Origin of the sequence: Luteibacter anthropi (assembly GCF_023699965.1) — a bacterium.
Taxonomy (GTDB): domain Bacteria; phylum Pseudomonadota; class Gammaproteobacteria; order Xanthomonadales; family Rhodanobacteraceae; genus Luteibacter; species Luteibacter anthropi.
The window spans coordinates 694,407-713,992 of sequence record NZ_CP077072.1 but is presented as its reverse complement, the minus strand read 5'-3'; the positions used below and the strand labels follow the sequence as shown (position 1 = coordinate 713,992).

24 protein-coding genes are annotated in these 19,586 nt (G+C 63.7%); 16 read left to right on the top strand and 8 right to left on the bottom strand.

What is annotated here, in order from left to right; genetic code table 11:
- Positions 1 to 2: 2 nt before the first annotated feature.
- The 3 genes from KR767_RS03270 to KR767_RS03260 all read right to left on the bottom strand — a co-directional run bounded on the left by KR767_RS03270 (position 3) and on the right by KR767_RS03260 (position 1,891).
- Positions 3 to 503: a hypothetical protein gene (locus KR767_RS03270; protein ID WP_345779892.1), complete on the bottom strand. Its 501-nt coding sequence runs from the start codon at positions 501 to 503 to the stop codon at positions 3 to 5.
- A 102-nt stretch (positions 504 to 605) separates the two neighbouring features.
- Positions 606 to 1,433, bottom strand: a complete 828-nt coding sequence (locus tag KR767_RS03265; RefSeq protein WP_250878079.1) for a plasmid replication/partition related protein — start codon at positions 1,431 to 1,433, stop codon at positions 606 to 608.
- 68 nt (positions 1,434 to 1,501) lie between these two features.
- Positions 1,502 to 1,891 carry a hypothetical protein gene (locus KR767_RS03260; protein ID WP_166951474.1) on the bottom strand — a complete coding sequence of 130 codons (390 nt, stop codon included), beginning with the start codon at positions 1,889 to 1,891 and terminating at the stop codon, positions 1,502 to 1,504.
- 277 nt (positions 1,892 to 2,168) lie between these two features.
- On the opposite strand from KR767_RS03260, the gene KR767_RS03255 reads away from it, so the two are divergent.
- From KR767_RS03255 to KR767_RS03235, 5 genes are all read left to right on the top strand, one after another.
- On the top strand, positions 2,169 to 2,915 hold the full coding sequence (locus KR767_RS03255) for a DUF5694 domain-containing protein (protein WP_250878078.1): 747 nt from the start codon (positions 2,169 to 2,171) through the stop codon (positions 2,913 to 2,915).
- Positions 2,916 to 2,986: 71 nt separating this feature from the next.
- The gene (locus tag KR767_RS03250) at positions 2,987 to 3,400 is read left to right on the top strand and encodes a DUF2178 domain-containing protein (RefSeq protein WP_250878077.1); all 414 of its coding nucleotides are present in this window, start codon (positions 2,987 to 2,989) and stop codon (positions 3,398 to 3,400) included.
- 49 nt (positions 3,401 to 3,449) lie between these two features.
- A complete protein-coding gene (locus KR767_RS03245) occupies positions 3,450 to 3,605 on the top strand; it encodes a helix-turn-helix transcriptional regulator (protein WP_250879217.1) in 156 nt (51 codons plus the stop codon).
- A gap of 85 nt (positions 3,606 to 3,690) precedes the next feature.
- Positions 3,691 to 4,179 (top strand): hypothetical protein, encoded by a 489-nt coding sequence (locus tag KR767_RS03240; protein WP_250878076.1) that lies wholly within the window; start codon positions 3,691 to 3,693, stop codon positions 4,177 to 4,179.
- A 12-nt stretch (positions 4,180 to 4,191) separates the two neighbouring features.
- Positions 4,192 to 4,653, top strand: a complete 462-nt coding sequence (locus KR767_RS03235) for a DUF1801 domain-containing protein (protein WP_250878075.1) — start codon at positions 4,192 to 4,194, stop codon at positions 4,651 to 4,653.
- 66 nt (positions 4,654 to 4,719) lie between these two features.
- On the opposite strand, the gene lysE is transcribed toward KR767_RS03235, so the two are convergent.
- Positions 4,720 to 5,337: an L-lysine exporter gene (gene lysE / locus KR767_RS03230; RefSeq protein ID WP_166951490.1), complete on the bottom strand. Its 618-nt coding sequence runs from the start codon at positions 5,335 to 5,337 to the stop codon at positions 4,720 to 4,722.
- A gap of 111 nt (positions 5,338 to 5,448) precedes the next feature.
- Here lysE and KR767_RS03225 point away from each other — a divergent pair, with 111 nt between their 5' ends.
- Together KR767_RS03225 and KR767_RS03220 are read left to right on the top strand one after the other, a co-directional pair.
- A complete protein-coding gene (locus KR767_RS03225) occupies positions 5,449 to 6,345 on the top strand; it encodes a LysR family transcriptional regulator ArgP (RefSeq protein ID WP_250878074.1) in 897 nt (298 codons plus the stop codon).
- 262 nt (positions 6,346 to 6,607) lie between these two features.
- On the top strand, positions 6,608 to 7,669 hold the full coding sequence (locus KR767_RS03220) for an alpha/beta hydrolase-fold protein (protein WP_250878073.1): 1,062 nt from the start codon (positions 6,608 to 6,610) through the stop codon (positions 7,667 to 7,669).
- Between the two features lie 74 nt (positions 7,670 to 7,743).
- On the opposite strand, the gene KR767_RS03215 is transcribed toward KR767_RS03220, so the two are convergent.
- Positions 7,744 to 8,424: a class I SAM-dependent methyltransferase gene (locus KR767_RS03215; RefSeq protein WP_250878072.1), complete on the bottom strand. Its 681-nt coding sequence runs from the start codon at positions 8,422 to 8,424 to the stop codon at positions 7,744 to 7,746.
- 513 nt (positions 8,425 to 8,937) lie between these two features.
- Here KR767_RS03215 and KR767_RS03210 point away from each other — a divergent pair.
- A complete protein-coding gene (locus KR767_RS03210; RefSeq protein ID WP_250878071.1) occupies positions 8,938 to 9,801 on the top strand; it encodes a dienelactone hydrolase family protein in 864 nt (287 codons plus the stop codon).
- 12 nt (positions 9,802 to 9,813) lie between these two features.
- Here KR767_RS03210 and KR767_RS03205 read toward each other — a convergent pair whose 3' ends face one another.
- The gene (locus KR767_RS03205; RefSeq protein ID WP_250878070.1) at positions 9,814 to 11,337 is read right to left on the bottom strand and encodes a glycosyltransferase family 39 protein; all 1,524 of its coding nucleotides are present in this window, start codon (positions 11,335 to 11,337) and stop codon (positions 9,814 to 9,816) included.
- Positions 11,338 to 11,539: 202 nt separating this feature from the next.
- On the opposite strand from KR767_RS03205, the gene KR767_RS03200 reads away from it, so the two are divergent.
- The 6 genes from KR767_RS03200 (at position 11,540) to KR767_RS03175 (ending at position 16,240) form a co-directional block, all read left to right on the top strand.
- Positions 11,540 to 12,100 carry a hypothetical protein gene (locus KR767_RS03200; protein WP_250878069.1) on the top strand — a complete coding sequence of 187 codons (561 nt, stop codon included), beginning with the start codon at positions 11,540 to 11,542 and terminating at the stop codon, positions 12,098 to 12,100.
- Positions 12,101 to 12,285: 185 nt separating this feature from the next.
- The gene (locus KR767_RS03195) at positions 12,286 to 12,687 is read left to right on the top strand and encodes a VOC family protein (protein WP_250878068.1); all 402 of its coding nucleotides are present in this window, start codon (positions 12,286 to 12,288) and stop codon (positions 12,685 to 12,687) included.
- 115 nt (positions 12,688 to 12,802) lie between these two features.
- Positions 12,803 to 13,738: a tRNA dihydrouridine(20/20a) synthase DusA gene (gene dusA, locus KR767_RS03190; RefSeq protein WP_250878067.1), complete on the top strand. Its 936-nt coding sequence runs from the start codon at positions 12,803 to 12,805 to the stop codon at positions 13,736 to 13,738.
- 62 nt (positions 13,739 to 13,800) lie between these two features.
- Complete coding sequence (locus KR767_RS03185) at positions 13,801 to 14,106, top strand: PepSY domain-containing protein (protein WP_250878066.1); 306 nt, start codon at positions 13,801 to 13,803, stop codon at positions 14,104 to 14,106.
- Entirely contained in the window at positions 14,106 to 14,798 is a 693-nt protein-coding gene (locus tag KR767_RS03180) for a response regulator transcription factor (protein ID WP_036115892.1), read from the top strand. The genes KR767_RS03185 and KR767_RS03180 overlap by 1 nt, the downstream gene beginning before the upstream one ends.
- 56 nt (positions 14,799 to 14,854) lie before the next feature.
- A complete protein-coding gene (locus tag KR767_RS03175) occupies positions 14,855 to 16,240 on the top strand; it encodes an ATP-binding protein (RefSeq protein ID WP_166951513.1) in 1,386 nt (461 codons plus the stop codon).
- Positions 16,241 to 16,459: 219 nt separating this feature from the next.
- On the opposite strand, the gene KR767_RS03170 is transcribed toward KR767_RS03175, so the two are convergent.
- Together KR767_RS03170 and KR767_RS03165 are read right to left on the bottom strand one after the other, a co-directional pair.
- Positions 16,460 to 17,227, bottom strand: coding sequence for a M90 family metallopeptidase (locus KR767_RS03170; protein ID WP_250878065.1), 768 nt, complete (start codon positions 17,225 to 17,227; stop codon positions 16,460 to 16,462).
- 19 nt (positions 17,228 to 17,246) lie between these two features.
- Positions 17,247 to 17,600 carry a hypothetical protein gene (locus KR767_RS03165; RefSeq protein WP_166951516.1) on the bottom strand — a complete coding sequence of 118 codons (354 nt, stop codon included), beginning with the start codon at positions 17,598 to 17,600 and terminating at the stop codon, positions 17,247 to 17,249.
- A gap of 207 nt (positions 17,601 to 17,807) precedes the next feature.
- On the opposite strand from KR767_RS03165, the gene KR767_RS03160 reads away from it, so the two are divergent.
- Complete coding sequence (locus tag KR767_RS03160) at positions 17,808 to 18,788, top strand: biotin--[acetyl-CoA-carboxylase] ligase (protein WP_250878064.1); 981 nt, start codon at positions 17,808 to 17,810, stop codon at positions 18,786 to 18,788.
- Positions 18,785 to 19,543: a type III pantothenate kinase gene (locus tag KR767_RS03155; RefSeq protein WP_250878063.1), complete on the top strand. Its 759-nt coding sequence runs from the start codon at positions 18,785 to 18,787 to the stop codon at positions 19,541 to 19,543. The genes KR767_RS03160 and KR767_RS03155 overlap by 4 nt, the downstream gene beginning before the upstream one ends.
- The last annotated feature ends 43 nt before the right edge of the window (positions 19,544 to 19,586 follow it).

The window sequence follows — 19,586 nt, the reverse complement described above, 5'->3', positions numbered from 1 at the left end:
CCTCAGCGGATACGCCCGCCGTTGAAGTGCCCGGTGCCCGCGCCAACCGAGATGCTGACGCTGCCGGTGGGGTGGTCGCAGCTTCCGAAGGCCTGGGTGACGTTCACGGCACCGCTCTGGTAGTTGCCGCTCATGCCACGGCTGCCACTGACCACGCCGGTGCTGACGCTGCCATGCATCTGCGGCTGGTTGTAGGTGGCATCGTCGCAGCGCGGGCCTTCGTCGGCTTCCGCAACGTTGGCCAGCCGACCCGTGGTATCGCCGTAATAGGTGCCCGGCGGGTCCTTGGGACGCGACGGCGTGACGGCCACGTTCTCGCCCGGTTTCGCGCCATTGGCGGCGGCCGTTCCGGACTGGCCCGTCTGTGCCGGCGCGGAAGCGGACGAGGATGAGGCCGGCACGTAGTCCGGAGGAAGCTTGAGGTTCAGGGGTTTGGCGGCGTCCTGGGCCCAGGCGCTGGCAGAGGTGGCGACGAACAGGGCGAGGACGAGGATCGGTTTCATGGACATGCTCCGCGGATAGGCCTTCGAACGCTCGAGGGCGCGTCCGGTGTACCGGCCTTGGATCGCCGGAGGGCGGCCCAAGTTCCCGGCCGCCGGTACACCTTACTCCGCCAGCATCTCCACGTCGTCTTCCGGCACGCTTTCGCCCAGGCGGGCCTTCAGTGTTTCGATCTCGCGCTTCAGGTTGCGGTTTTCGGCTTCCAGCTCTTCGATCTGCTCGCGCAGGGCCAGGACGTCGTCGCTGGGCTTCTCACGCGGCTTGCGCCTGGATTCGCGTACACGCTTCGCCGCCTGTTTCAGCTCGCTGTCGCCCGCCGTGGCGGCAGCACGCTGTTCGTCCTCGGGGAGGGTGGCCACGGCGGCTGCGGCGCTGATCGAGAGGTTGCCCGACTTTACGGCGGCCACCACTTCCGGCGCGGCCTCCTTGCGGATCTTTTCGATCATGCCGACCTGGTTGGCGCTGATGCGTGCCTCGCGGGCGATTTCCTTGCGGCTGTCCGCAGGGTTGACGCGCGGGGGCTTCGGTTTCGCCGGCTCCGAGCCTGTGGGGTCGAACGGCAGGTCGTGTTCGTCCTTGTGGCCTTCCGCTTCGGCCGTGGCGGCACGTCGCTCGGCCAGGATCTCGCGCTTGCGCAAGGCGAGTACGCCGCGCTGGAAATCGGAGACGCTGCGCCGGCCAAGGTGCTGTTCGATCATCCACAGGTGCACGTCGTCGATGGACTGGAAGCGCTCGTTCTGCACGGTGCGGAACGGGATGTCGTGCTTGCGGCAGATGCCATAGCGATTGTGCCCGTCCACCAGGGTGTCGCCCCACAGCACCAGCGCGTCGCGGCAGCCTTCCGTGAGCAGGCTGCGCTCCAGGGATTCGTATTCGTCCGGGGTCAGCGGGTCGATGTAGGCCTTGAGTTCTTCGTTGACGACGATGTGCATGGGGCGGTGCGACCTGTGACCTGCGGGGGCCGCATTCTAGTGGCTGCGGCCGGTTCGTGCAGGAATACTCAATGCGCGTCGCAGATCCTCAGACCGTCCAGCACGGGGCTGTCCGGCGACAGCTGCTGGTCGGGGTTGGCCTCCAGCCAGGTCTTCGCCCGGACCAGGATGCGCCGGTCGTTCTCGGTGCATTTCCATTCGCCGTCCTGGTAGGCAAGGTTCAGCAGGGAAAAACGCAGCCGGTCGATATCGCGGCGGCGTGAGAACGCCGGGTCGGCTTTCTCCAGCGCCGTCACCGTCATGGCGATATCCGCGAACTGGAAGCTGCGCCGGTTCTGCATATAGAGCCGGCCGAGCACGGAGCCGACGGTCTGTCCGCCGAGGTAATAGCCCAGCCCGCCACTGACGAGCACGCCGAGGAACCAGAGCACATGGATGAGCCAGGGTCGCTTGTTCATGTGCGTATCGCCGGACGGGGAATTCGAGGTGGCGCGAGCTTCGTGCAGATTGCTTGCGCGCGCAAGGGTGATCGCGAAATCGTGTTCATCGCGCGGTCGCAGACACCCATGCCTTCTGGCACATGGCGGGGCCATGTCCTAAACCTCCTGGCCTCCAGGGGCATCCCTTCTCGACTTCCAACGACCAGGGGACAGACGGATGGTGAAGTTGCGTGAATGGACGGCGTGCGTGCGCTGGGCAGCAGGGTGCGCGCTTGCGGTGGCTTCGGTAAGCGTCATGGCGGAGACCCCGCCTGCGCCGGTGGATGTGATGATCGTGGGCACGTTCCACATGGCCAATCCCGGGCGGGATATCTACAACCTCAAGGTGGACGACATGCTGGCGCCGAAGCGGCAGGCCGAGATCGAAGCCGTGACGAAGACGCTGGCGCGCTTCAGGCCCAACCGGGTGGCAGTGGAGTGGTCGGCGGACGATGTCGAACGGCAGTATCCGCGCTACCTCGACGGCACACTGGCGCCGACGGCCAGCGAGCGCGTGCAGCTGGGCTTTCGACTGGGCCGGCTGGTCGGGGCGAAGGGCGTGTACGGCGTCGATGTCGATGGCGATTTCCCGTATCCCGAACTGAAGGCCTATGCAGAAGCGCACGGCCAGGCCGGGTTGCTGACGGAGGCGGGCAAAAAGATCATGCGCACGCTCGACGAGGAGCAGGCGGCGCTTAAGGAACATGGCGTAGCGGGAATACTCCGCCTGCTCAACGATCCGGCGAGGATCGCCGCGGATCAGGGGCATTACCGCGACTACTTGCGCATCGGTGGCAAGGACGGCCAGCCCGGCGTGGACGTGCTTACCGGTTGGTATCGTCGCAACCTCACCATCTGCGCCAACCTGATCCAGCTGGCGAAGCCGGGCGACCGCATCGTGGTGATTTACGGGGCAGGGCACGCGTTCCTGCTGAGGCAATGCGTCACCGAGACGCCGGGATTCCGCCTGGTGGAGGCCAACGATTACCTCCCCAAGACATGATGTAAAAAATATTTGACATCATGTGATGTTTGATTAACATGACTCCATCACCAACCGTGGGGGATGGGGTCATGCTGACGAAAGAACGATTTGCCTGGGTCTGGGTGGGCGCGCTCGTGGCGGTACTTGGTGCTTACGCCGGCGTCGTTGCCATCCAGACGCAGGGCGGCGAGCCCTCACCGGGCGTGCGTATCGGCACGCTGGCGGTGGCCCTGTCGATCCTGGGCCTGGTCGCGCTAGGCACCTGGCTGGCCGGCCGTCGTCGCGCCGATCCGCTCGATGAACGCGATCTGATCATCGAGGGACGCTCGGCCGCGATGGCCTACAACGTGTTGATGGCCGGCATGATCCTGGTCGGCTGCGTGATGCCGTTCGGTGCTGGCGGCTGGAAGATCGTGCATGCAGCCCTGTGTGCGATTGCCCTCGCCGAGATCGTCCACCACGGATTGATCATCCTCGGCTACCGCAGGGGCTGGCGTGTCTGATCGTCGGCTCACCAACGACATCCGCACCCTGCGTTTCCTCGCGGGGGAAATGACCCAGGCCGACCTGGGGCAACGGGTGGGCGTCACCCGGCAGACCATCGCCGCCATCGAAGCCGGCAAGTACTCGCCCACGCTGGAGTGCGCGTTTCGCATTGCGGAAGTCTTCGGCAAGGCGCTGGAAGAGGTGTTTCACTGGGAGCCCTGAGCCGGGCGGTGGGACGCAGATCTGGACGTATGCCATACGCCACCATACGGGTTAAGGTTCGTCGCAGGGCAACAAGGAGATGCACATGCGCTACGGAGCTCGATGGGGATGGGTGTTCGTGATGTTCTTCGCGATGGCTGGCGCGACGCCGGCGCACGCATGCAAAGTGGGTGAAGACGCCATCATCCCCTCTCGTGCAGAAGTCCTTGCTCGCGATCGCAATGCAGCCCATCTGGTCGTTGTGGGAACGCCGACACCATTGTCGGAGGTTACAGAGGGCGACGGCCACTGGCGAGCGGCCAGCGCGACACGCTATCGATTGGCGATAGATTTCGTTGAGAAAGGCAAGCCCTTGAAGCAGCTCGATGTCGATGAGATGGTTTTCAGCAGCTGTGACCTGCCTTTCGGCAAACGCCATCTTGCTGTCGCTGGTAAGCAACGCGTTTATCTGCGCCGTGAAGAAGGCAAGTGGCTGATCGTCAATTCTGAAGCATTGATCGATCAGCCATCAGGCTACGAAGCGGCCGATTACGATCTTCAGACACGCCCTTCGCACGAGGAAGTATCGCCTTGACGGAGCTGTTTCATGAGTGAATCAGGTAAAGAAGCTGCCCAGGTCGACGCTTCCGCGCTGATCGATCAGCGCATTGCCGTTCTCGGCGACTGGCGGGGACAGACGCTGTCGGAAGTGCGTCGTCTCATCCACGAGGCACTCCCGGGCGTGCTGGAGGAATGGAAGTGGATGGGTACCCCGGTCTGGTCCCAGCGCGGCATTCTCTGCACCGGTGAAACCTATAAGGGCAAGGTGAAACTGACCTTTGCCAAAGGGGCATCGCTGAAAGACCCATTGCATCTCTTCAATTCGAGTCTCGATGGAAATGTGCGACGTGCCATCGATATCGTCGAGGGTGAAGTGATCGACGCCAGCGCGTTCAAGACGCTGATTCGCGAGGCAGCAGCGTTCAACGCCGACAAGCCGAAGAAGTCGTCCACACGCCCCCGGGCAAAAAAGACTGAACCAGGCCCTGGCGGATCCGCGATTTCGTGATCACGGACCCGTCTGGCGTTCTCTGGCGCATCGGCCAGAACATCGGCTGACACCTGCCCTTATGGCTTAGCCGAGAGGGTTCAAGAGCAGCATCGTGCACAACGTCAGCATGAATACGGCGATGGATCCGTCCAGCACGCGCCACGCCCGTGGATTACGGAACACCGGCTGCATCATGCGTGCGCCGTAGCCCAGCGTGATGAACCAGACGACGCTGGCCGAGCAGGCGCCAGCCGCGAACACCCAGCGCAGTTCGTGCTGGTAGCGGGTCGAGATGCTGCCCAGCAAAACCATGGTGTCCAGGTACACGTGGGGGTTGAGGAAGGTGAAGGCCAGGCAGGTGAGGGCTACCCGCTTCCAGCTTTGCTGGCCACCCGTGGTGGCGGTGAGCGCACTCGTGCCCTGCAAGGCGCGCCTGGCGGCCATGAGTCCGTAGACGGCAAGAAAGGCGGCGCCGCCGAAACGGAAGACCTGCAAGGCAACCGGATACTGCTGGACCAGCGCGCCGATGCCGGCAATGCCAAGGATGATGAGGGCGATGTCGCTCAGGGCGCACAGCACCACCACCAGCCCGATGTGCTGGCGCTTGATGCCCTGGCGGAGGATGAAGGCGTTCTGGGCGCCGATGGCAATGATGAGGCCCGCGCTGGCGGCAAAGCCAGCGGCGGCAGCGGCGAAATACATGACGGGAAACCTTTACTGCGGACGGCCCATGGTGCGGGTTTGCAGATAATTAGCCAAACTAAATATCCTGATGCATATTAAGAAAATCTAATTAACGTCAGAGAGGCTCCCATGGATCTCCTGCATCCCCAGCTAGCCGCCTTTGCCGCCGTGCTTGAAGAGGGCAGCTTCGACGCCGCTGCCCGCAGCCTTTCCGTTACCCCCTCGGCCATCTCCCAGCGCCTGAAGGCACTGGAAGACCGATTGGGTCAGGTACTCGTGGTGCGCCAGTCTCCCTGCCGGCCCACCTCCGCAGGCGAGCGCCTGCTGCGCCGCGTAAGACCGATGCAGACCCTGGAAGCCGAGGCCATCGCCGACTTTCTTCCCGAGGAGGCGAAGGCTGCCCATGTGCGCCCGCTCACGCTGGCGGTCAACGACGATTCGCTGCATACCTGGTTTCTTCCCGCCCTGGCGGAGCTGCACGATAGCCACGGCTTTCTTTTTGACGTGCGGGTGGATGACCAGGACTACACGCTGGAACACCTGCGCCGGGGCACCGTGCTGGGGGCCATCTCGGCCGAGCGCACGCCGTTACAGGGCTGTAACGTGATGCCGTTGGGCAGCATGCGTTACCACGCCATCGCGTCCCCGTCGTTCGTGGAGCGCTATTTCCCCGACGGCCTGAGCGCCACGGCGTTCGGCCGGGCGCCCATGCTGGTCTTCAGTCGCAAGGACGAACTGCAATGGCGCTTCGTCCGCAGGATCACGCGCGCCCGGCTGGAACCGCCCATCCATTACCTGCCCACGTCCACGGGTTTTGTCGATGCAGCCGCCCTGGGGCTGGGCTGGTGTCTTGCCGCCGATGTGCTCGTGGAGTCCGCGCTGCGGGACAAGCGCGTAGTGATGGTAGACCCGGATCGCTGGTTCGACGTGCCGCTTTACTGGCATTACGTCGCGGTGCGCTCCGGCACCCTGCAACTGCTGGGCGATGCCCTGAGGAAGGCGGCGCGCAGTGCGCTGCATACCTGACGAACCGTGATAGCCCTTCCGGCATGTTTGCCGGTGACCCCGGACTTGTATAGTCCGCGCTTGCCTTCTTATGGGGAATGAGATGTCTGGCAAAGGGATCAAGGGGAGCAGGCGTAAAGGTTCGTGGGTTCATGCGCTCGCAACGGTGGTCGCCGCTGTTGCGTGCACAGGGGCGTGGGCATCGCCCGATCCGGTTCCGGTCAACGTAGGCCAATGCAAGCCGATCGAATCGCAGGTGCTGCACGAGACCAGGAGTTACTGTGTGCATCTGCCGGCATCCTACGGATACGCGGGAAACCAGCAGAAGCATTATCCGGTGCTCTACGTGCTGGATGGCGAGACCTTTTTTGCCATGGCTGCCACCACCACGGAATTCATGGGAGGCGGGGCCAACGGCAATTACGCCATACCTGAAATGATCGTCGTGGGTGTCGTCAACACCAAGCGCACGCGCGACATGAGCCCCACGCATAGCCTTAGCCATACGGGGGGCATCGGCGACCTGAGTGAAAGTGGAGGTGGTACTGCCTTTCTGTCATTCCTGGAAACGGAGCTTGCGACGACCATCGACCGCGACTACCGGACGCAGCCCTATCGCGTCCTCGCAGGGCATTCGTTCGCAGGCCTGGCCACGGTGAATGCCTTCCAGAGCCGGCCATCGGCTTTCCAGGGCTATATCGCCATCGATCCGTCGTTGTGGTGGGATGGCGAAGTCATGCTCAGCAAGGCGAAGGGAGCACCTCCGGCCGAGGGACATCAGCGGCTTTACATCGCGCTTGCCAATACGGCAGCCATCAAGGGACCGTTTGAAGGTATTGCGGCAGCCCATATGGGTGCCATCCATGCCTATGCTCAATTCATGTCGGATACGTCCAGCATGAAGGATCGCTTCAAGCTGGATTACTTCCCCGACGAAGAGCATGGCTCCGTGCCGATGCTGGCGCTGTACAACGGGCTCAAGTTCGTCTTTATCGATTACAAGCTCACCTTCGCCAAGGGGCTGAATGATCCGGACAGCATCGGCAGGCATTTCGACAAGGTTTCCGAAACGCTGGGCTTCCGCTTTCTCCCGTCGGAGCAGGAAGTGAACGTCATGGGTTACATGGCGCTGCACGACATGAAACAGCCTGACAAGGCGATCAAGCTTTTCTCGCTCAACACGACCTGGTATCCGCAGTCGGCCAATGCCTATGACAGCCTCGCCGAGGCCTATGCCTCCACAGGCAACAAGGCGCTTGCCATAAAGAACTACCAGAAGGCGCTGGAGCTCAACCCCGGCAGCGATAACGCCCGGGCGTGGCTGAAGAAACTGACTACGCCCTAGCATGCCCTTGTAGGAGCGCGCCTCGCACGCGACCAGGATTCATCGGCCACGCCGGTCGCGCGCGAGACGTGCTCCTACAAAGTGGCCGGAGCGTAGGCGACCCAGCCACGGAAGGTGAAGCCGGCATAGAACAGTTCGACGTTCTCAAACCCGGCTTTTTCCAGTAGCGCTGTATCCTCTTCGGGGGACAGCAACGGCAGACGGGCCTGGATGGCGGTGGCTGCATTCTTCGCATCGGCCTCCGGTACACCGGAGGCCGATGCAAACGCCGCATACCGTTCCAGCCAGCGACGTTTGCCCGACTCGTCACCCGGCACGCTATGGTGCGCAACCACGAAGGGGGCCCCCGGCTTCAAGCGGCGACGCACTTCGCCCAGCGTATGCAGGCGCTCTTCGGCGTTGAGGAAGTGCAGGGTAAGCAGGCAGGTGGCGCCATCGAAAGGCCCAGCAGGAGCGGTATCGATATAGCCCTCCTGGAGCTCGACGCGCGATGCGAAAGGGCCCAGCGTATCGCTGGCCAGCTTCAGCATCTCCGCGGAGGGATCGACGCCCGTAAAGCGCCAGCCTTCGTGCGCCTCGGCAAATGCCTTGAGCTCCAGGCCGCCGCCTGCACCGAGCACCAGCACATGGCCCGCCTGCGGTACCACTTCGGCCAGCAGCAACGTGGTCATCCGTTGCAGGCCGAGGAAACCAGGCACCTGCCTGACAGGGCCTTCGGCGTAACGGGCGACGGCCTTGGGGTCGGAGAAGGACAAGGGGAAGCTCCAGCGCGTGTGATCCTCCATGCTAGCGCAGGGACGGCGGTGTCCGGGAGAGTGCACGTCGTTGAAGGCCTCTGCGCCCCCGGTGACTTCCAGCAGATGTCCCGGTCCCGGCGGGAGCCTAGGCTGAGCTGTCGCCTCGCCCCGTGGACTATCTATGAACCTTTTCGTTCGTTGGTGCCTGCCGGTAGCGGCGGCTTGTCTGGCGATGCCTGTATTTGCCCAGGCAGACACTTTTGTTTTTCTACAGAAACCCGGCACGTTACCTGTCGGGCTGCGTGTCATCGATCAGTATGATCGCTCACGTACCTTTCCTTCTGCGATCAGCAACGCTGGCAAGCCGTCAAAGGGCAGCTATCGTCCGTTGCAGACCTTGATCTGGTATCCCGCACGCCTCCATTCGGGAGTACCCATGACGGTTGGCGACTACGCCGCGTTGGCGGATAGTGAACTTCGATTCGATGCACCCGACGCAAAGGCAACAAGTGGCGTGAACAGCTTAAAGGTATGTCTTCCGTTGCCTTATGGGCGGTTCGTGATGCCGTGCCGGCGGAGGGTCGCTATCCCGTCGTGATCTATGCGCCCAGCGACTCGTCAGTATCATGGGAGAACGCCGACCTGTGCGAGTACCTGGCCAGTCAGGGCTATGTCGTGATCGCCAGCCCATCGATGGGGGAGGCGACGCGCGACATGACGGACGATCTGCCCGGCATTCGTGCGCAGGCCCGTGATATCTCGTTTCTGGTGTCTTATGCCAGGACGCTTCCTGATGCGGATGTATCGAAGCTGGCTGTCCTGAGCTGGAGCTGGGGAGGCATATCCAGCGTATTCGCTGCCGCGAACGACTCACGTATTCGTGCGCTGGTATCGATGGATGGGAGTATGCGCTACTTCCCGGGACTGGTTAAAAAAGCCGGGGACGTTCACCCGGAAAAGATGACGCTCCCCTTGATCTTCTTTACCTCCGAATACCCCAATTACCTGGAGGATTTCGAGGCGTTCTACGATGGTCCGGCCGAAGACCTGGCCGGGCCTAACGTACTTAACGCGTGGAAGCATGGCGATCTCACCACGGTGAACATGATCGGCATGTCGCATGGCGAATTCAGTTCGATGTTCCAGCGGCGCAAGAGTGCCGAGCGCTTTGCCGAGGACCAGATCGCCGATTACGGTCGCGACGAGGCCAATCAAGGCTACGCGTGGGTGACCCGTTACGTTGCCGCTTTTCTCGATGCCCGGTTGAAAGCCGATGCAGAGGCGGGAGCGTTCCTGGCGAGAACACCCGCGGCGAATGGTGTGCCATCACATTTCATGTCGATCCGACGACGCCCTGCGCAGCCGATCAACGCCTTACCTGCCAGTGGCAGGTAAGCGGTGGCGCAATCATCCAAACTCCGGGCCGTGTTTCCACAGTTCACTCAGGGGTGCACGCGTTGGCCCACACACGAAAATATCCGGGTTGTCTATGCTTTCCGTGTTCCGCACGCCCCACGAGTTGAACGTGTGGCCTGCCAGTCGACAGTCGAAGAAAAGTTCATCGACGCGCTCGGATGAACTCCCGACCACGATATAGGTGGAAGGCAGAGGATCAGGATAACCGCGCAGCCAACCCGAGTTGACCGCAGTGATCGGGCGTGGGAGGCCGTGTTTCTCTCCCAGCAGGGTGATGGCCCCGTACTCGCCATAGTTTCCCACCACGATGCCAAGATGCGCCCGCTGTTCGGCTGGCAGGGCGTCGCGAATGGCAACGACCTGCGCGACGATCTCCTCCCAGCCGATCTCCTCGCGCAAGTCATCGTTGTTGTTCAATACGTAGTCGCGCAAAGGGCCGCTCGATGCCAGCGGAACAATACGTACGATGGCGTAAGCCCCGATCACGGCGACGCCCACGAATGCCAGTGTACTGATGCCGACATGCCATCCGGGGCGTAGCGAACGAATCCAGCGATCGCCCACGACGGCGCCCATGGCAAGCAGCACGGGATAAGCGCCGGCCATATAGTAGTAGCGCCCCTGTGCCAGCAGGAACAACGCCAGCGGCACCACGTACATCCAGGCAAGCATGCGGTAGCGGCGGCTTCTGGCGTATGCAATCCATCCCGCGAGCCAGACTGGGGCGGCGAACAGGTTGACGTTTATCAGGAACTGGTCGCGGAGGAATCCTTCCGCACGACCTATCCGGACATCGCGCTCATGGATGCCTTGCAGAAAATGGTAGGAAATAAAATCGTGGCGGATCAGCCAGACGAGGTTAGGTGTGAAAATCAGTAGCGCGATGGCGCCACCTGTCCAGAACCACCGGCTCGTTACATAGCGTCGCGCGTCGGTGAAGAGGACGCCAGCGAGAACACCTGCCAGTTCGAAGGCGATCGAGTACTTCGTTTGCAGCCCAAGGCCCGCAAAGACACCGATGGCCAGCCACCAGCGTGGCTCGTCGTCACGCAGCAGGCGGATAGTGGCCCAGGCGATCAGCACCCACCACAGCAGGTCGAACGACGAATACTGAAACTCGGTGGCCTGGAAGATCGGCATGGGTGACAGCGCGACGGCGAGCGCGGTAAAGACCTGCGCCCGTCGTCCGCCGCCAAGGTCGCGCGCCATCACGCCGCTGACGAAAATCACCAGGGTCTGGGCAATGACCGAAAATGATCTGAGGCCGACCAGTGAAATCCCGAACGCGTTCAGGCCCAGATATTCCAGTGCAGCGGTCAGGGGCGGGTAGGGTACGAAACCCCAGTCCAGATGCTTCGCATCGCTCAGGAACTGCCATTCATCCCGGTGGAATCCATACTGGCCATTGGTGAGCATGTGCCCCAGTCCGAAGAACAGGGCGATGGCCAGGATCACATAGGAGTCGTTGCGACGGCTCTGCGTTGCATCCTTTGATGAATCCATACCTGGCGCCATGAACGTTTCCCTGTAGGTCGTGTATGTCTTTAACGCCATTCCCCTGGGCGACAAGCCCGCCTCGGATACATGCCGAGGGACAGGTCGATGCTACCGTCATCGTGCAGTTACAGTATGGCGTGAGTGGAGAACCGTCCATATGACTTCCGACAGGCAAGTCCTGGCGGGGGGAGGCTGTCAATCCAATCGGTATGGGGGAGTGGTGTCAGCAGATACGAAGCTTGAATGTCTTGTCGGTGGTGAATGGCTTGCGCATTCGTTTGCGCCGGTCTTTCACGTGCCTGATCGCGGTGCAACGAACAAGCGCCTGGTGGCGGGGGTGCCGGATGGCGATCCTTCCTTGTTCGCAGGCCTGCTTGGTTGCTTGTCACCGCCTTACTTCCTGCTCTATGTCCTGCATACACCTCGTGGTGAAGCGCAGCCCGGGCGATACCAGAGTCCAGCGCTTTCGCTGGAGCAGACGACCTCATTTCTTGATCAATTCGGTACATTCCTTCGTGCGGATGCGCGATACGACCTCTGGGGTCATTCGCCGCACGACAACGCGACCGTGGTCTGGGACAGGCATAATCTGCTTTACGGCTATGGTCCGGTTGAGTTGTATCAGGCCCGATTGATCGACCTGGGATTCTCCATCGACGTCCCGGTCGTTCCCTCACCTCATCAACATTGCTACCGCCGGGATCTGGACAGCATGGCCAAGAGTGTCATCGAGGCTTTCGACTGGAGTTTCTCGGAACTGCGACCGGAGGACGAGCAGTAGTGTGAGGTCCGCGCACTCACGGGATGGAAGATGGCGAGTCGTCTTTTTCACCGTAGCGTATTTTCAAGGGCAGTATCACATCTGCCCGGGCGAACGACGATAGACTCCGGCCTCGGAGGCTAACCGGTGCATGCCCCCGCTTCAGGTCGTATCCGCACCGTCATGCGCATATTGAGGGGAAGGGCGTGAGCAGACAGTTGTTCATCAATCTACCGGTCGTCGATGTGGCGAAGTCCCGGACGTTTTTCACTGCACTGGGTTTCGCGATCGATCCGCGATTCAGTGGGGACACGGCGGTGGCCGTCGTCATCAGCGACACGATCACGGTGATGTTGCTCCCGCACGAACGGTTCAAGGACTTCACGCCCAAGGCCATCTGCGACACGAGCAAGGCTGTTGAGGTGCTGTTCTCTATCGGATGCGACAGTCGCGAGGAAGTGGATAGCCTGGTTGCGAAGGCGCTGGCCGCTGGTGGGACCACCTATGACGAGCCGGAAGACCTTGGCTTCATGTATTCGCATAGCTTTATCGATCTCGACGGGCATGGGTGGGGGGTGCTTCATATGAGTGGCTCGCCGAAGGGGTGAGAGGGAGGAGCGGCCCTCTGGGGCCGGTCGCGCGCAGGCGCGCTCGTACGGGGGTTGCTAAAATGGGGGGATGCAGCCTCTTGATCCCTCAGCATTTCGTCTGACCGTCGCCCCCATGATGGATTGGACCGATCGACACTGCCGGTATTTCCACCGGCTGTTGTCGCCCCATGCCCGTCTTTATACGGAGATGGTCACCAGTGCCGCGCTCATACGCGGCGGCCAGCTGCGTCTGCTCGAACACAGCCACGAGGAGCATCCGGTGGCTTTGCAACTGGGCGGCAGTGACCCGGTGGAGCTGGCGCAGGCGGCGGTTCTGGGTGCACGGGCCGGCTACGACGAAATCAATCTCAACGTGGGCTGCCCGTCCGACCGGGTGCAATCCGGCAAGTTCGGCGCCTGCCTGATGCGCGAGCCGGCCCTGGTCGGCGACTGCGTGAGGGCCATGGCCGACGTGGTGGACGTGCCGGTCACGGTGAAGTGCCGCATCGGCGTAGACGACCAGGACGAGTACGCCGATCTCCAGCGTTTCACCGAGACCATGGTGGCCGCCGGGGTGACGATCCTCGTCGTGCACGCCCGCAAGGCCTGGCTGGAAGGGCTGAGCCCCAAGGAAAACCGGGAGATCCCGCCGCTCGACTACGAGCGGGTCTACCGGCTCAAGCGCGAGTTCCCCCAGCTCACCATCGTGATCAACGGCGGCATCACCACCGTGGAAGCCGTCCGCGAGCACCTGGCCCGGGTGGACGGAGTGATGCTGGGCCGCGCTGCCTACCACGATCCCTTCGTGCTGGCCCGGCTAGAGGCAGACCTCTGGGGCACGCCGCTGCCCGAGCGGGCCGACGTCCTGGAACGCATGCGTATCTATATCGATGCCGAACTGGCCCGTGGCACCCAGCTCAAGCACATCACCCGGCACATCCTGGGCCTTTACCAGGGCGAGCCGGGAGCCCGCGGTTTCCGCCGGTTGCTGTCCGAGGGTGCACACCTGCCGGGGGCCGACTGGTCCCTGATCGAGTCGGCCCTGGCACCCTTCCGGCACGCGGCCTGATTTCGTTCAGCTTCGGGCGGGTAGGCGCTCGGCATGATCGGCCCACTTGCCGAATGCACGCCGTGTCCACGACCGACATGAAAATCACGTTTCATCCGCTACTTTTCGCAGCGCTTTGCCTTGCCTCGCCGCTGGCCGCCCTGGCCCAGGAGTCTTCGCTGACCCTGGAGCAGGCGGTGAGCAAGGTGCAGAAAGAGACCGGGGGAAAGGTGCTGTCGGCGGATACGCGGCTCGTCGAGCGTGGCCGGATCACCGAATATCGCGTGAAAGTGCTCACCCTCGACGGACATGTGAAAGTGGTGCCGGTCCGCACTGAAACCGCCAAGCCCCTGGACATCGGTACCGGGGACAACAAGGAGAGACATTGATGCGTATCCTGCTCGTTGAGGACGAGGCCCCGCTGCGCGAGACCCTCGCCGCGCGTCTCAAGCGCGACGGTTTCGCCGTCGATGCCGCCCAGGATGGCGAAGAAGGCCTGTATCTCGGCCGCGAGGTCCCGTTCGACCTGGCGATCATCGACCTGGGCCTGCCCAAGCTGTCGGGCATGGACCTGGTAAAGGCCCTGCGCGAGCACGGCCAGCGCTACCCGATCCTGATCCTCACTGCCCGTGGCAGCTGGCAGGACAAGGTGGAAGGCCTGAAGCACGGCGCCGACGACTACCTGGTGAAGCCGTTCCACGTCGAGGAACTACTGGCTCGCATCAACGCGCTGGTGCGTCGCGCCAGTGGCTGGTCCAAGCCGGTGCTGGCCTGCGGCCCGATCAAGCTCGACACCACGGCACAGACGGTCACCGTCGAAGGCCGCCAGGTGGACCTCACCAGCTACGAGTACAAGGTGCTCGAATACCTGATGCTGCATGCCGGCGAACTGGTCTCCAAGGCCGACCTCACCGAGCACATCTACCAGCAGGATTTCGACCGCGACTCGAACGTGCTGGAGGTTTTCATCGGCCGCCTGCGTCGCAAGCTCGATCCGGAAAGCGCGCTCAAGCCCATCGAAACCGTGCGTGGCCGTGGCTACCGCTTTGCCATCCCGCGTAACGAAGCGGACGAAGACTGACCTGTCCCCGGCGGCGCGGCCTTGCGCCGTGCCGCCGGCGAGGTGAACCTGCAGGCATGGATACCGCTTCACCGACCAAACGCCGGCCGCTGTCACTGGCTGCCCGAGCCGCACTCGCCACGGGTTTTGCCCTGGCGGCGTTCCTCGGCCTGACCGGCCTGGCGCAGAACAAGGCCAACTACGCGTCCGAGCTGTCGGCGATGCACGATCGCCTGCACAACTACGCCATCGCATACATCACCGGTACGGACATCACGCGCGCGGGCAAGGTCACCGTGCCCGACAGCCAGCCCAATCCCGACTTCTCCCGCCCGGGCTCGGGGCTTTACGCGATCATCGTGGGCAACGATGGCTTCCGCTGGGAGTCGTCGTCGGCATTGGGGCGCGACTTCGATTTCGTGCGCATGCTGGCACCGGGCGAGACGGCCTTCGAGCCGGTGGAGACGCGTAGCGGCAAGCTTTATGTCTTCAGCTATGGCGTGTCGCTGGACAGCACGGAGCGACGCAGCGTGCCGCTCACCTTTGCGGTGGCGCAGACGGAAGACCAGTTCGAACGCCAGGTGGCGACCTACCGGCGTACCCAGTTCCTGTGGCTGGCGATGCTCGGCATGATGCTGATGCTGCTCCAGCTGTTCCTGTTGCGCTGGAGTCTGTTGCCGCTGCGCCGCGTGTCCAGCGATCTGGCCCATATCGAGCGCGGTTCGCACGATCATCTGGACGGCCCGTATCCCGTGGAGCTGACGGTGCTCACCCGTCGCCTCAATGCCTTCATCGATAGCGAGCGCGAACAGCGCACGCGTTATCGCGACACGCTGGCCGACCTGGCGCACAGCCTGAAGACGCCGCTGGCGGTGATCCGCTCGCAGCTGGAAACCAATGCCGACGCGCGCCAGCTTCGCGGCGACATCCTCGACCAGGTGCGCAAGATGGACGAGATCGTCGCTTACCAGCTTTCGCGGGCAGCGACATCGGGGCGGCGCATCATCGCGGCCGAAGAACCCATTGCCGGGCACGCCGAGGATCTCGTGCAGAGCCTGGAGAAGGTCTATGCGGCGAAGAACGTACTATGCGAATTCGAGCTGGAGGATGGGGTGGCCTTCCCGGGCGAGCAGGGCGACCTGCTGGAGCTGATGGGCAACCTCGTGGAAAACGCCTTCAAATGGGCCTCGCACCGCGTGCTGCTGACGGCCCGTTCCACCGGCAAGGGCAAGGGACGCAGCGGGCTTGAGCTGATCGTCGAGGACGACGGCCCTGGCATTCCCGACGAGAAGATCGAGAAGATCCTGCAGCGTGGCGTGCGTGGCGACGAGCGCGTGCAGGGTCATGGTATCGGCCTGTCCATCGTGCAGGACATCATCAAGGCCTACCAGGGCGAACTGCACGTGGACCGCTCCGAAGAACTCGGCGGCGGGCGTTTCCGCGTCACCATTCCGCCGGGCTGACACAGCTCGCGCCAAGCCCTGTAGGAGCGCGCCTGCGCGCGACCGTAGGTATCGCCTCCGTGACGGTTTTCGCGCTGTGCCGGTCGCGCGCGAGGCGCGCTCCTACAAGGTGGGGCATTCGGTTTGCGTCAGGCCCTGTAGGAGCGCGCCTGCGCGCGACCGCAGGTGTCGCCTCCGTGGCGGTTTTCGCGCTGTGCCGGTCGCGCGCGAGGCGCGCTCCTACAAGGCGGTTGGGGGTGGGCCGTAGAAATCGGTCAGCAGCTTTGCCACCTTCGGTTCGGCCCGGCGCAACTCGGACGGCTGCGAGAAATGCATCTCGCTGGTCACGGCGAAGAATTCCTCGGGTGCTTCGGCGGCATAGGGATCGATGATGGTCTGTCGGCCGCGGTCCACCGCCTTGGACAGCGTGTCGTAGGCCGCCTGCATCGTCGTGATCCACTCGCGCCGGTTGATCGACGAGGGCAGCGGCGGCACGCCGTTGGCCGGTGCTGCCAGCATGTCGAGCTTGTGTGCCATTTCATGCACGACCACGTTGTAGCCATCCCACGGGGCTTCGAGGTCGAGCGCCACGTCGGCCAGCGACAGCACCATCGGGCCGCGATCCCAGGCTTCCCCGATCAGCGTGTCGTCGCTGTCGGTCACCACGCCGCTACGGGCGTCGTAGTGACTGCGCCGCACATTGAATTCGCCCGGGTACACCAGGACGTTGGTCCAGCCGTGGAACGCTTTCGGACCACGCGGCAACGCGGGCAGGCTGGCCTGCATGGCGATGGCCAGCCGCCAGAAGTCGTCCAGCGTGGCTCCGGCCATGGCATGGAAGCGCTTGGTGTGAAGAAACTCCCCGGCCAGCCGGCGCAGGTAATGCGCGCGGGGTTCGTCCAGCGCACGGGCCAGTGGCACGCGGGCCAGGGCCTGCTTCCAGAGGGCATCGTCGATGGGGGGCGCAGGCGCACGGAAACGCGCCAGCAGGGAATCGATCAGGCCCACGAACGACCGCCGTATCCGGTCAGAGCATCGAACCCGGCAGCAGTGACTGCCAGCTGGGTGACGCGGAGCGCACCGGCGAGGGGCCGTCGTGCGGGCCGTCCTCGATATCGGTGGACGTCGGGGGCGCCGTAGGGGCGGTTGGCCGGCTGGACGACGTAGCCGACGAACGACGCACGGGAACGCTGTCCACCGCGCCCGAAGGGTCGCGACCGGGGGCCTGCGGTGCGCTGGGTGCCGAGCCTTCGAACGAAGACGACGACGCTACGACACCGCCCAGCGAGAGCAGATTGGTCAGGTCGATGTCGGAAGCGGCGGCGGTGCCGGTGGCACCGACGAGGCACAGACATCCGAAGATGTAAGGTCTGGCGTTCATCGGTAAACCCTGCATTCCCCCGGGGACGCAAGGGGGGACGACCGATCCTCGCAGAATTTTCACGTAGGTGCTAGTGCCGTAGGTGAGTAGGATGACGCCGTGATGACGCGGGTGGGCGATTTCGCGTCACTGCCCTAGAATCGGCGGATGTCCCGGTTCCCCACACCCCTGACAACGGCCGCCTGACGGTCCCCACGGCGCCCCAGCATGCTTGCACGCGACCTCCTAGAAGCCCTTGCCGGCGGCGATGCCGTGTCCGGCGCCTCCCTGGCCCGGCAGGCCGGGGTCACCCGCGCGGCGGTGTGGAAACAGATCGAGGCGCTGCGCCTGAAGGGCGTGCCCATCGAGGCCAAGGTGGGCGGTGGCTACCGCCTTCCGTGGCCTACCCAGTTGCTGGACGACCGCAGCATTCGCGAGGCACTTCCTCCGGCGGCGCGCGCCAGCCTGGGCATGCTGGAAGTGCATTGGGACATCGACTCCACCTCCAGTGAACTGGCGCGACGCAACCCGGTGCTGGATGACCTGTCCTTCGTGCTGGCCGAGACCCAGTCGGCCGGGCGTGGCCGTCGCGGCCGCCCCTGGCTGTCGCCGCCTGGCATGAATCTCTACCTCTCGGTGCTCAAGCGCTTCGATAGTGGCTTCGCCGCCTTGTCGGGCCTGTCGCTGGCGGTGGGCGTGATGGTCGTGCGTGCACTGGAAGAACTCGGTATCCGTACCGCGGGCCTGAAGTGGCCCAACGACGTGCTGGCGGGTAACGCCAAGCTGGCAGGCATCCTCGTGGAGTTGTCGGGCGAGTATTCCGGACCGTGCGCCGCGATCATCGGCGTGGGCATCAATATCCGCCTGCCGGACAGCGTGCACGAACGCGCCGGTCAGCCGGTGACCGATCTCGCCGATATGGCCGGCGGCCAGCCGCCGGATCGCAATGCCGTGGCAGCGGCCGTCATCGCCTCGCTCAGTGAAGGTCTGTTGTTGTTCGAGCGTCAGGGCTTCAAGGCTTTTGCCAACGATTACGCCGAGCGCGACCTGCTGCGCGAACAGACGCTGCGTATCCTCGATCCGCGTGGTGAATACGAAGCGATCGGCGAAGGCGTGGATGAGCGGGGTGGCCTGCGCGTGCGTCGTGCGGATGGCAGCAGGGTCACCGTCGACAGCGCCGAAGTGTCCGTGCGCCGGAGTGCCACATGATCCTGCTGCTCGACCTTGGCAATACCCGGCTCAAGTTTGCCCTGCTCCAGGATGGAGAATTTACTCATCGTGGTGCGTTCGGCTGGGAAGCGGATATCGCCCATGAACTGGCGACGCTGTGGTCCGACTGGCCCTCACCGGAACGTATCGTGGGCGCCCCCGTGGTCGCGGAAGCGCGCGAGGCCGTCGTCGCTGCGGCGGTCGAACAGGCCTTCGGCAAAGCGCCGCACTGGGTACGCACCCCGGCGCAGGCCTGTGGCGTCACCAATGCCTATGCCGAGCCGCATCGCCTCGGTGTCGATCGTTTCCTTGCCATGGTGGATGCCTACGCCGCCGGTCGCGCGCCCTGCGTGCTTGCCAGCGCAGGCACGGCGCTCACCCTCGATGCGCTCGATGCCGACGGGCGTCATCTGGGGGGCTGGATTGCGCCGGGTCCCGTGCTGATGCAGCAGTCGATCCTGGGGGCCACCGCACAGGTGCGCCCCGAACGCCCCGGCGCCGTGCGCGACCTTGCGGACAACACCGCCGACGGCCTGGCCTCCGGTTGCTGGCAGGCCTCGGCCGCACTCATCGACCGCTTTGTCGATCGTTCCGCGCCGCTGCTCGGCGGTGCCCCGACGGTAACGCTGGGCGGAGGCGACGCCGACGTGCTGGCGCCGCTGCTGGAGCACGACGTGAGCATCGTGCCGGATGCCGTCCTGCGCGGTCTTGCCGTGTGGGCGGATGTGCACTCCACGGGTGGCGATATCCCCTAGAATCCGGCTGCTGCCGGTTCTTACAGGGGAACGCGAGCAGGCC

Coding starts and splice junctions, on each gene's coding strand:
- KR767_RS03180 (WP_036115892.1), top strand. CDS start 14,106: ATGCGTATCCTGCTCGTTGAGGACGAGGCCCCGCTGCGCGAGACCCTC.
- KR767_RS03270 (WP_345779892.1), bottom strand. CDS start 503: ATGAAACCGATCCTCGTCCTCGCCCTGTTCGTCGCCACCTCTGCCAGC.
- KR767_RS03210 (WP_250878071.1), top strand. CDS start 8,938: ATGTCTTCCGTTGCCTTATGGGCGGTTCGTGATGCCGTGCCGGCGGAG.
- KR767_RS03265 (WP_250878079.1), bottom strand. CDS start 1,433: ATGCACATCGTCGTCAACGAAGAACTCAAGGCCTACATCGACCCGCTG.
- KR767_RS03245 (WP_250879217.1), top strand. CDS start 3,450: ATGACCCAGGCCGACCTGGGGCAACGGGTGGGCGTCACCCGGCAGACC.
- KR767_RS03255 (WP_250878078.1), top strand. CDS start 2,169: ATGGCGGAGACCCCGCCTGCGCCGGTGGATGTGATGATCGTGGGCACG.
- KR767_RS03250 (WP_250878077.1), top strand. CDS start 2,987: ATGCTGACGAAAGAACGATTTGCCTGGGTCTGGGTGGGCGCGCTCGTG.
- dusA (WP_250878067.1), top strand. CDS start 12,803: ATGATGGATTGGACCGATCGACACTGCCGGTATTTCCACCGGCTGTTG.
- KR767_RS03235 (WP_250878075.1), top strand. CDS start 4,192: ATGAGTGAATCAGGTAAAGAAGCTGCCCAGGTCGACGCTTCCGCGCTG.
- KR767_RS03260 (WP_166951474.1), bottom strand. CDS start 1,891: ATGAACAAGCGACCCTGGCTCATCCATGTGCTCTGGTTCCTCGGCGTG.
- KR767_RS03205 (WP_250878070.1), bottom strand. CDS start 11,337: ATGGCGCCAGGTATGGATTCATCAAAGGATGCAACGCAGAGCCGTCGC.
- lysE (WP_166951490.1), bottom strand. CDS start 5,337: ATGTATTTCGCCGCTGCCGCCGCTGGCTTTGCCGCCAGCGCGGGCCTC.
- KR767_RS03155 (WP_250878063.1), top strand. CDS start 18,785: ATGATCCTGCTGCTCGACCTTGGCAATACCCGGCTCAAGTTTGCCCTG.
- KR767_RS03240 (WP_250878076.1), top strand. CDS start 3,691: ATGCGCTACGGAGCTCGATGGGGATGGGTGTTCGTGATGTTCTTCGCG.
- KR767_RS03165 (WP_166951516.1), bottom strand. CDS start 17,600: ATGAACGCCAGACCTTACATCTTCGGATGTCTGTGCCTCGTCGGTGCC.
- KR767_RS03160 (WP_250878064.1), top strand. CDS start 17,808: ATGCTTGCACGCGACCTCCTAGAAGCCCTTGCCGGCGGCGATGCCGTG.
- KR767_RS03175 (WP_166951513.1), top strand. CDS start 14,855: ATGGATACCGCTTCACCGACCAAACGCCGGCCGCTGTCACTGGCTGCC.
- KR767_RS03225 (WP_250878074.1), top strand. CDS start 5,449: ATGGATCTCCTGCATCCCCAGCTAGCCGCCTTTGCCGCCGTGCTTGAA.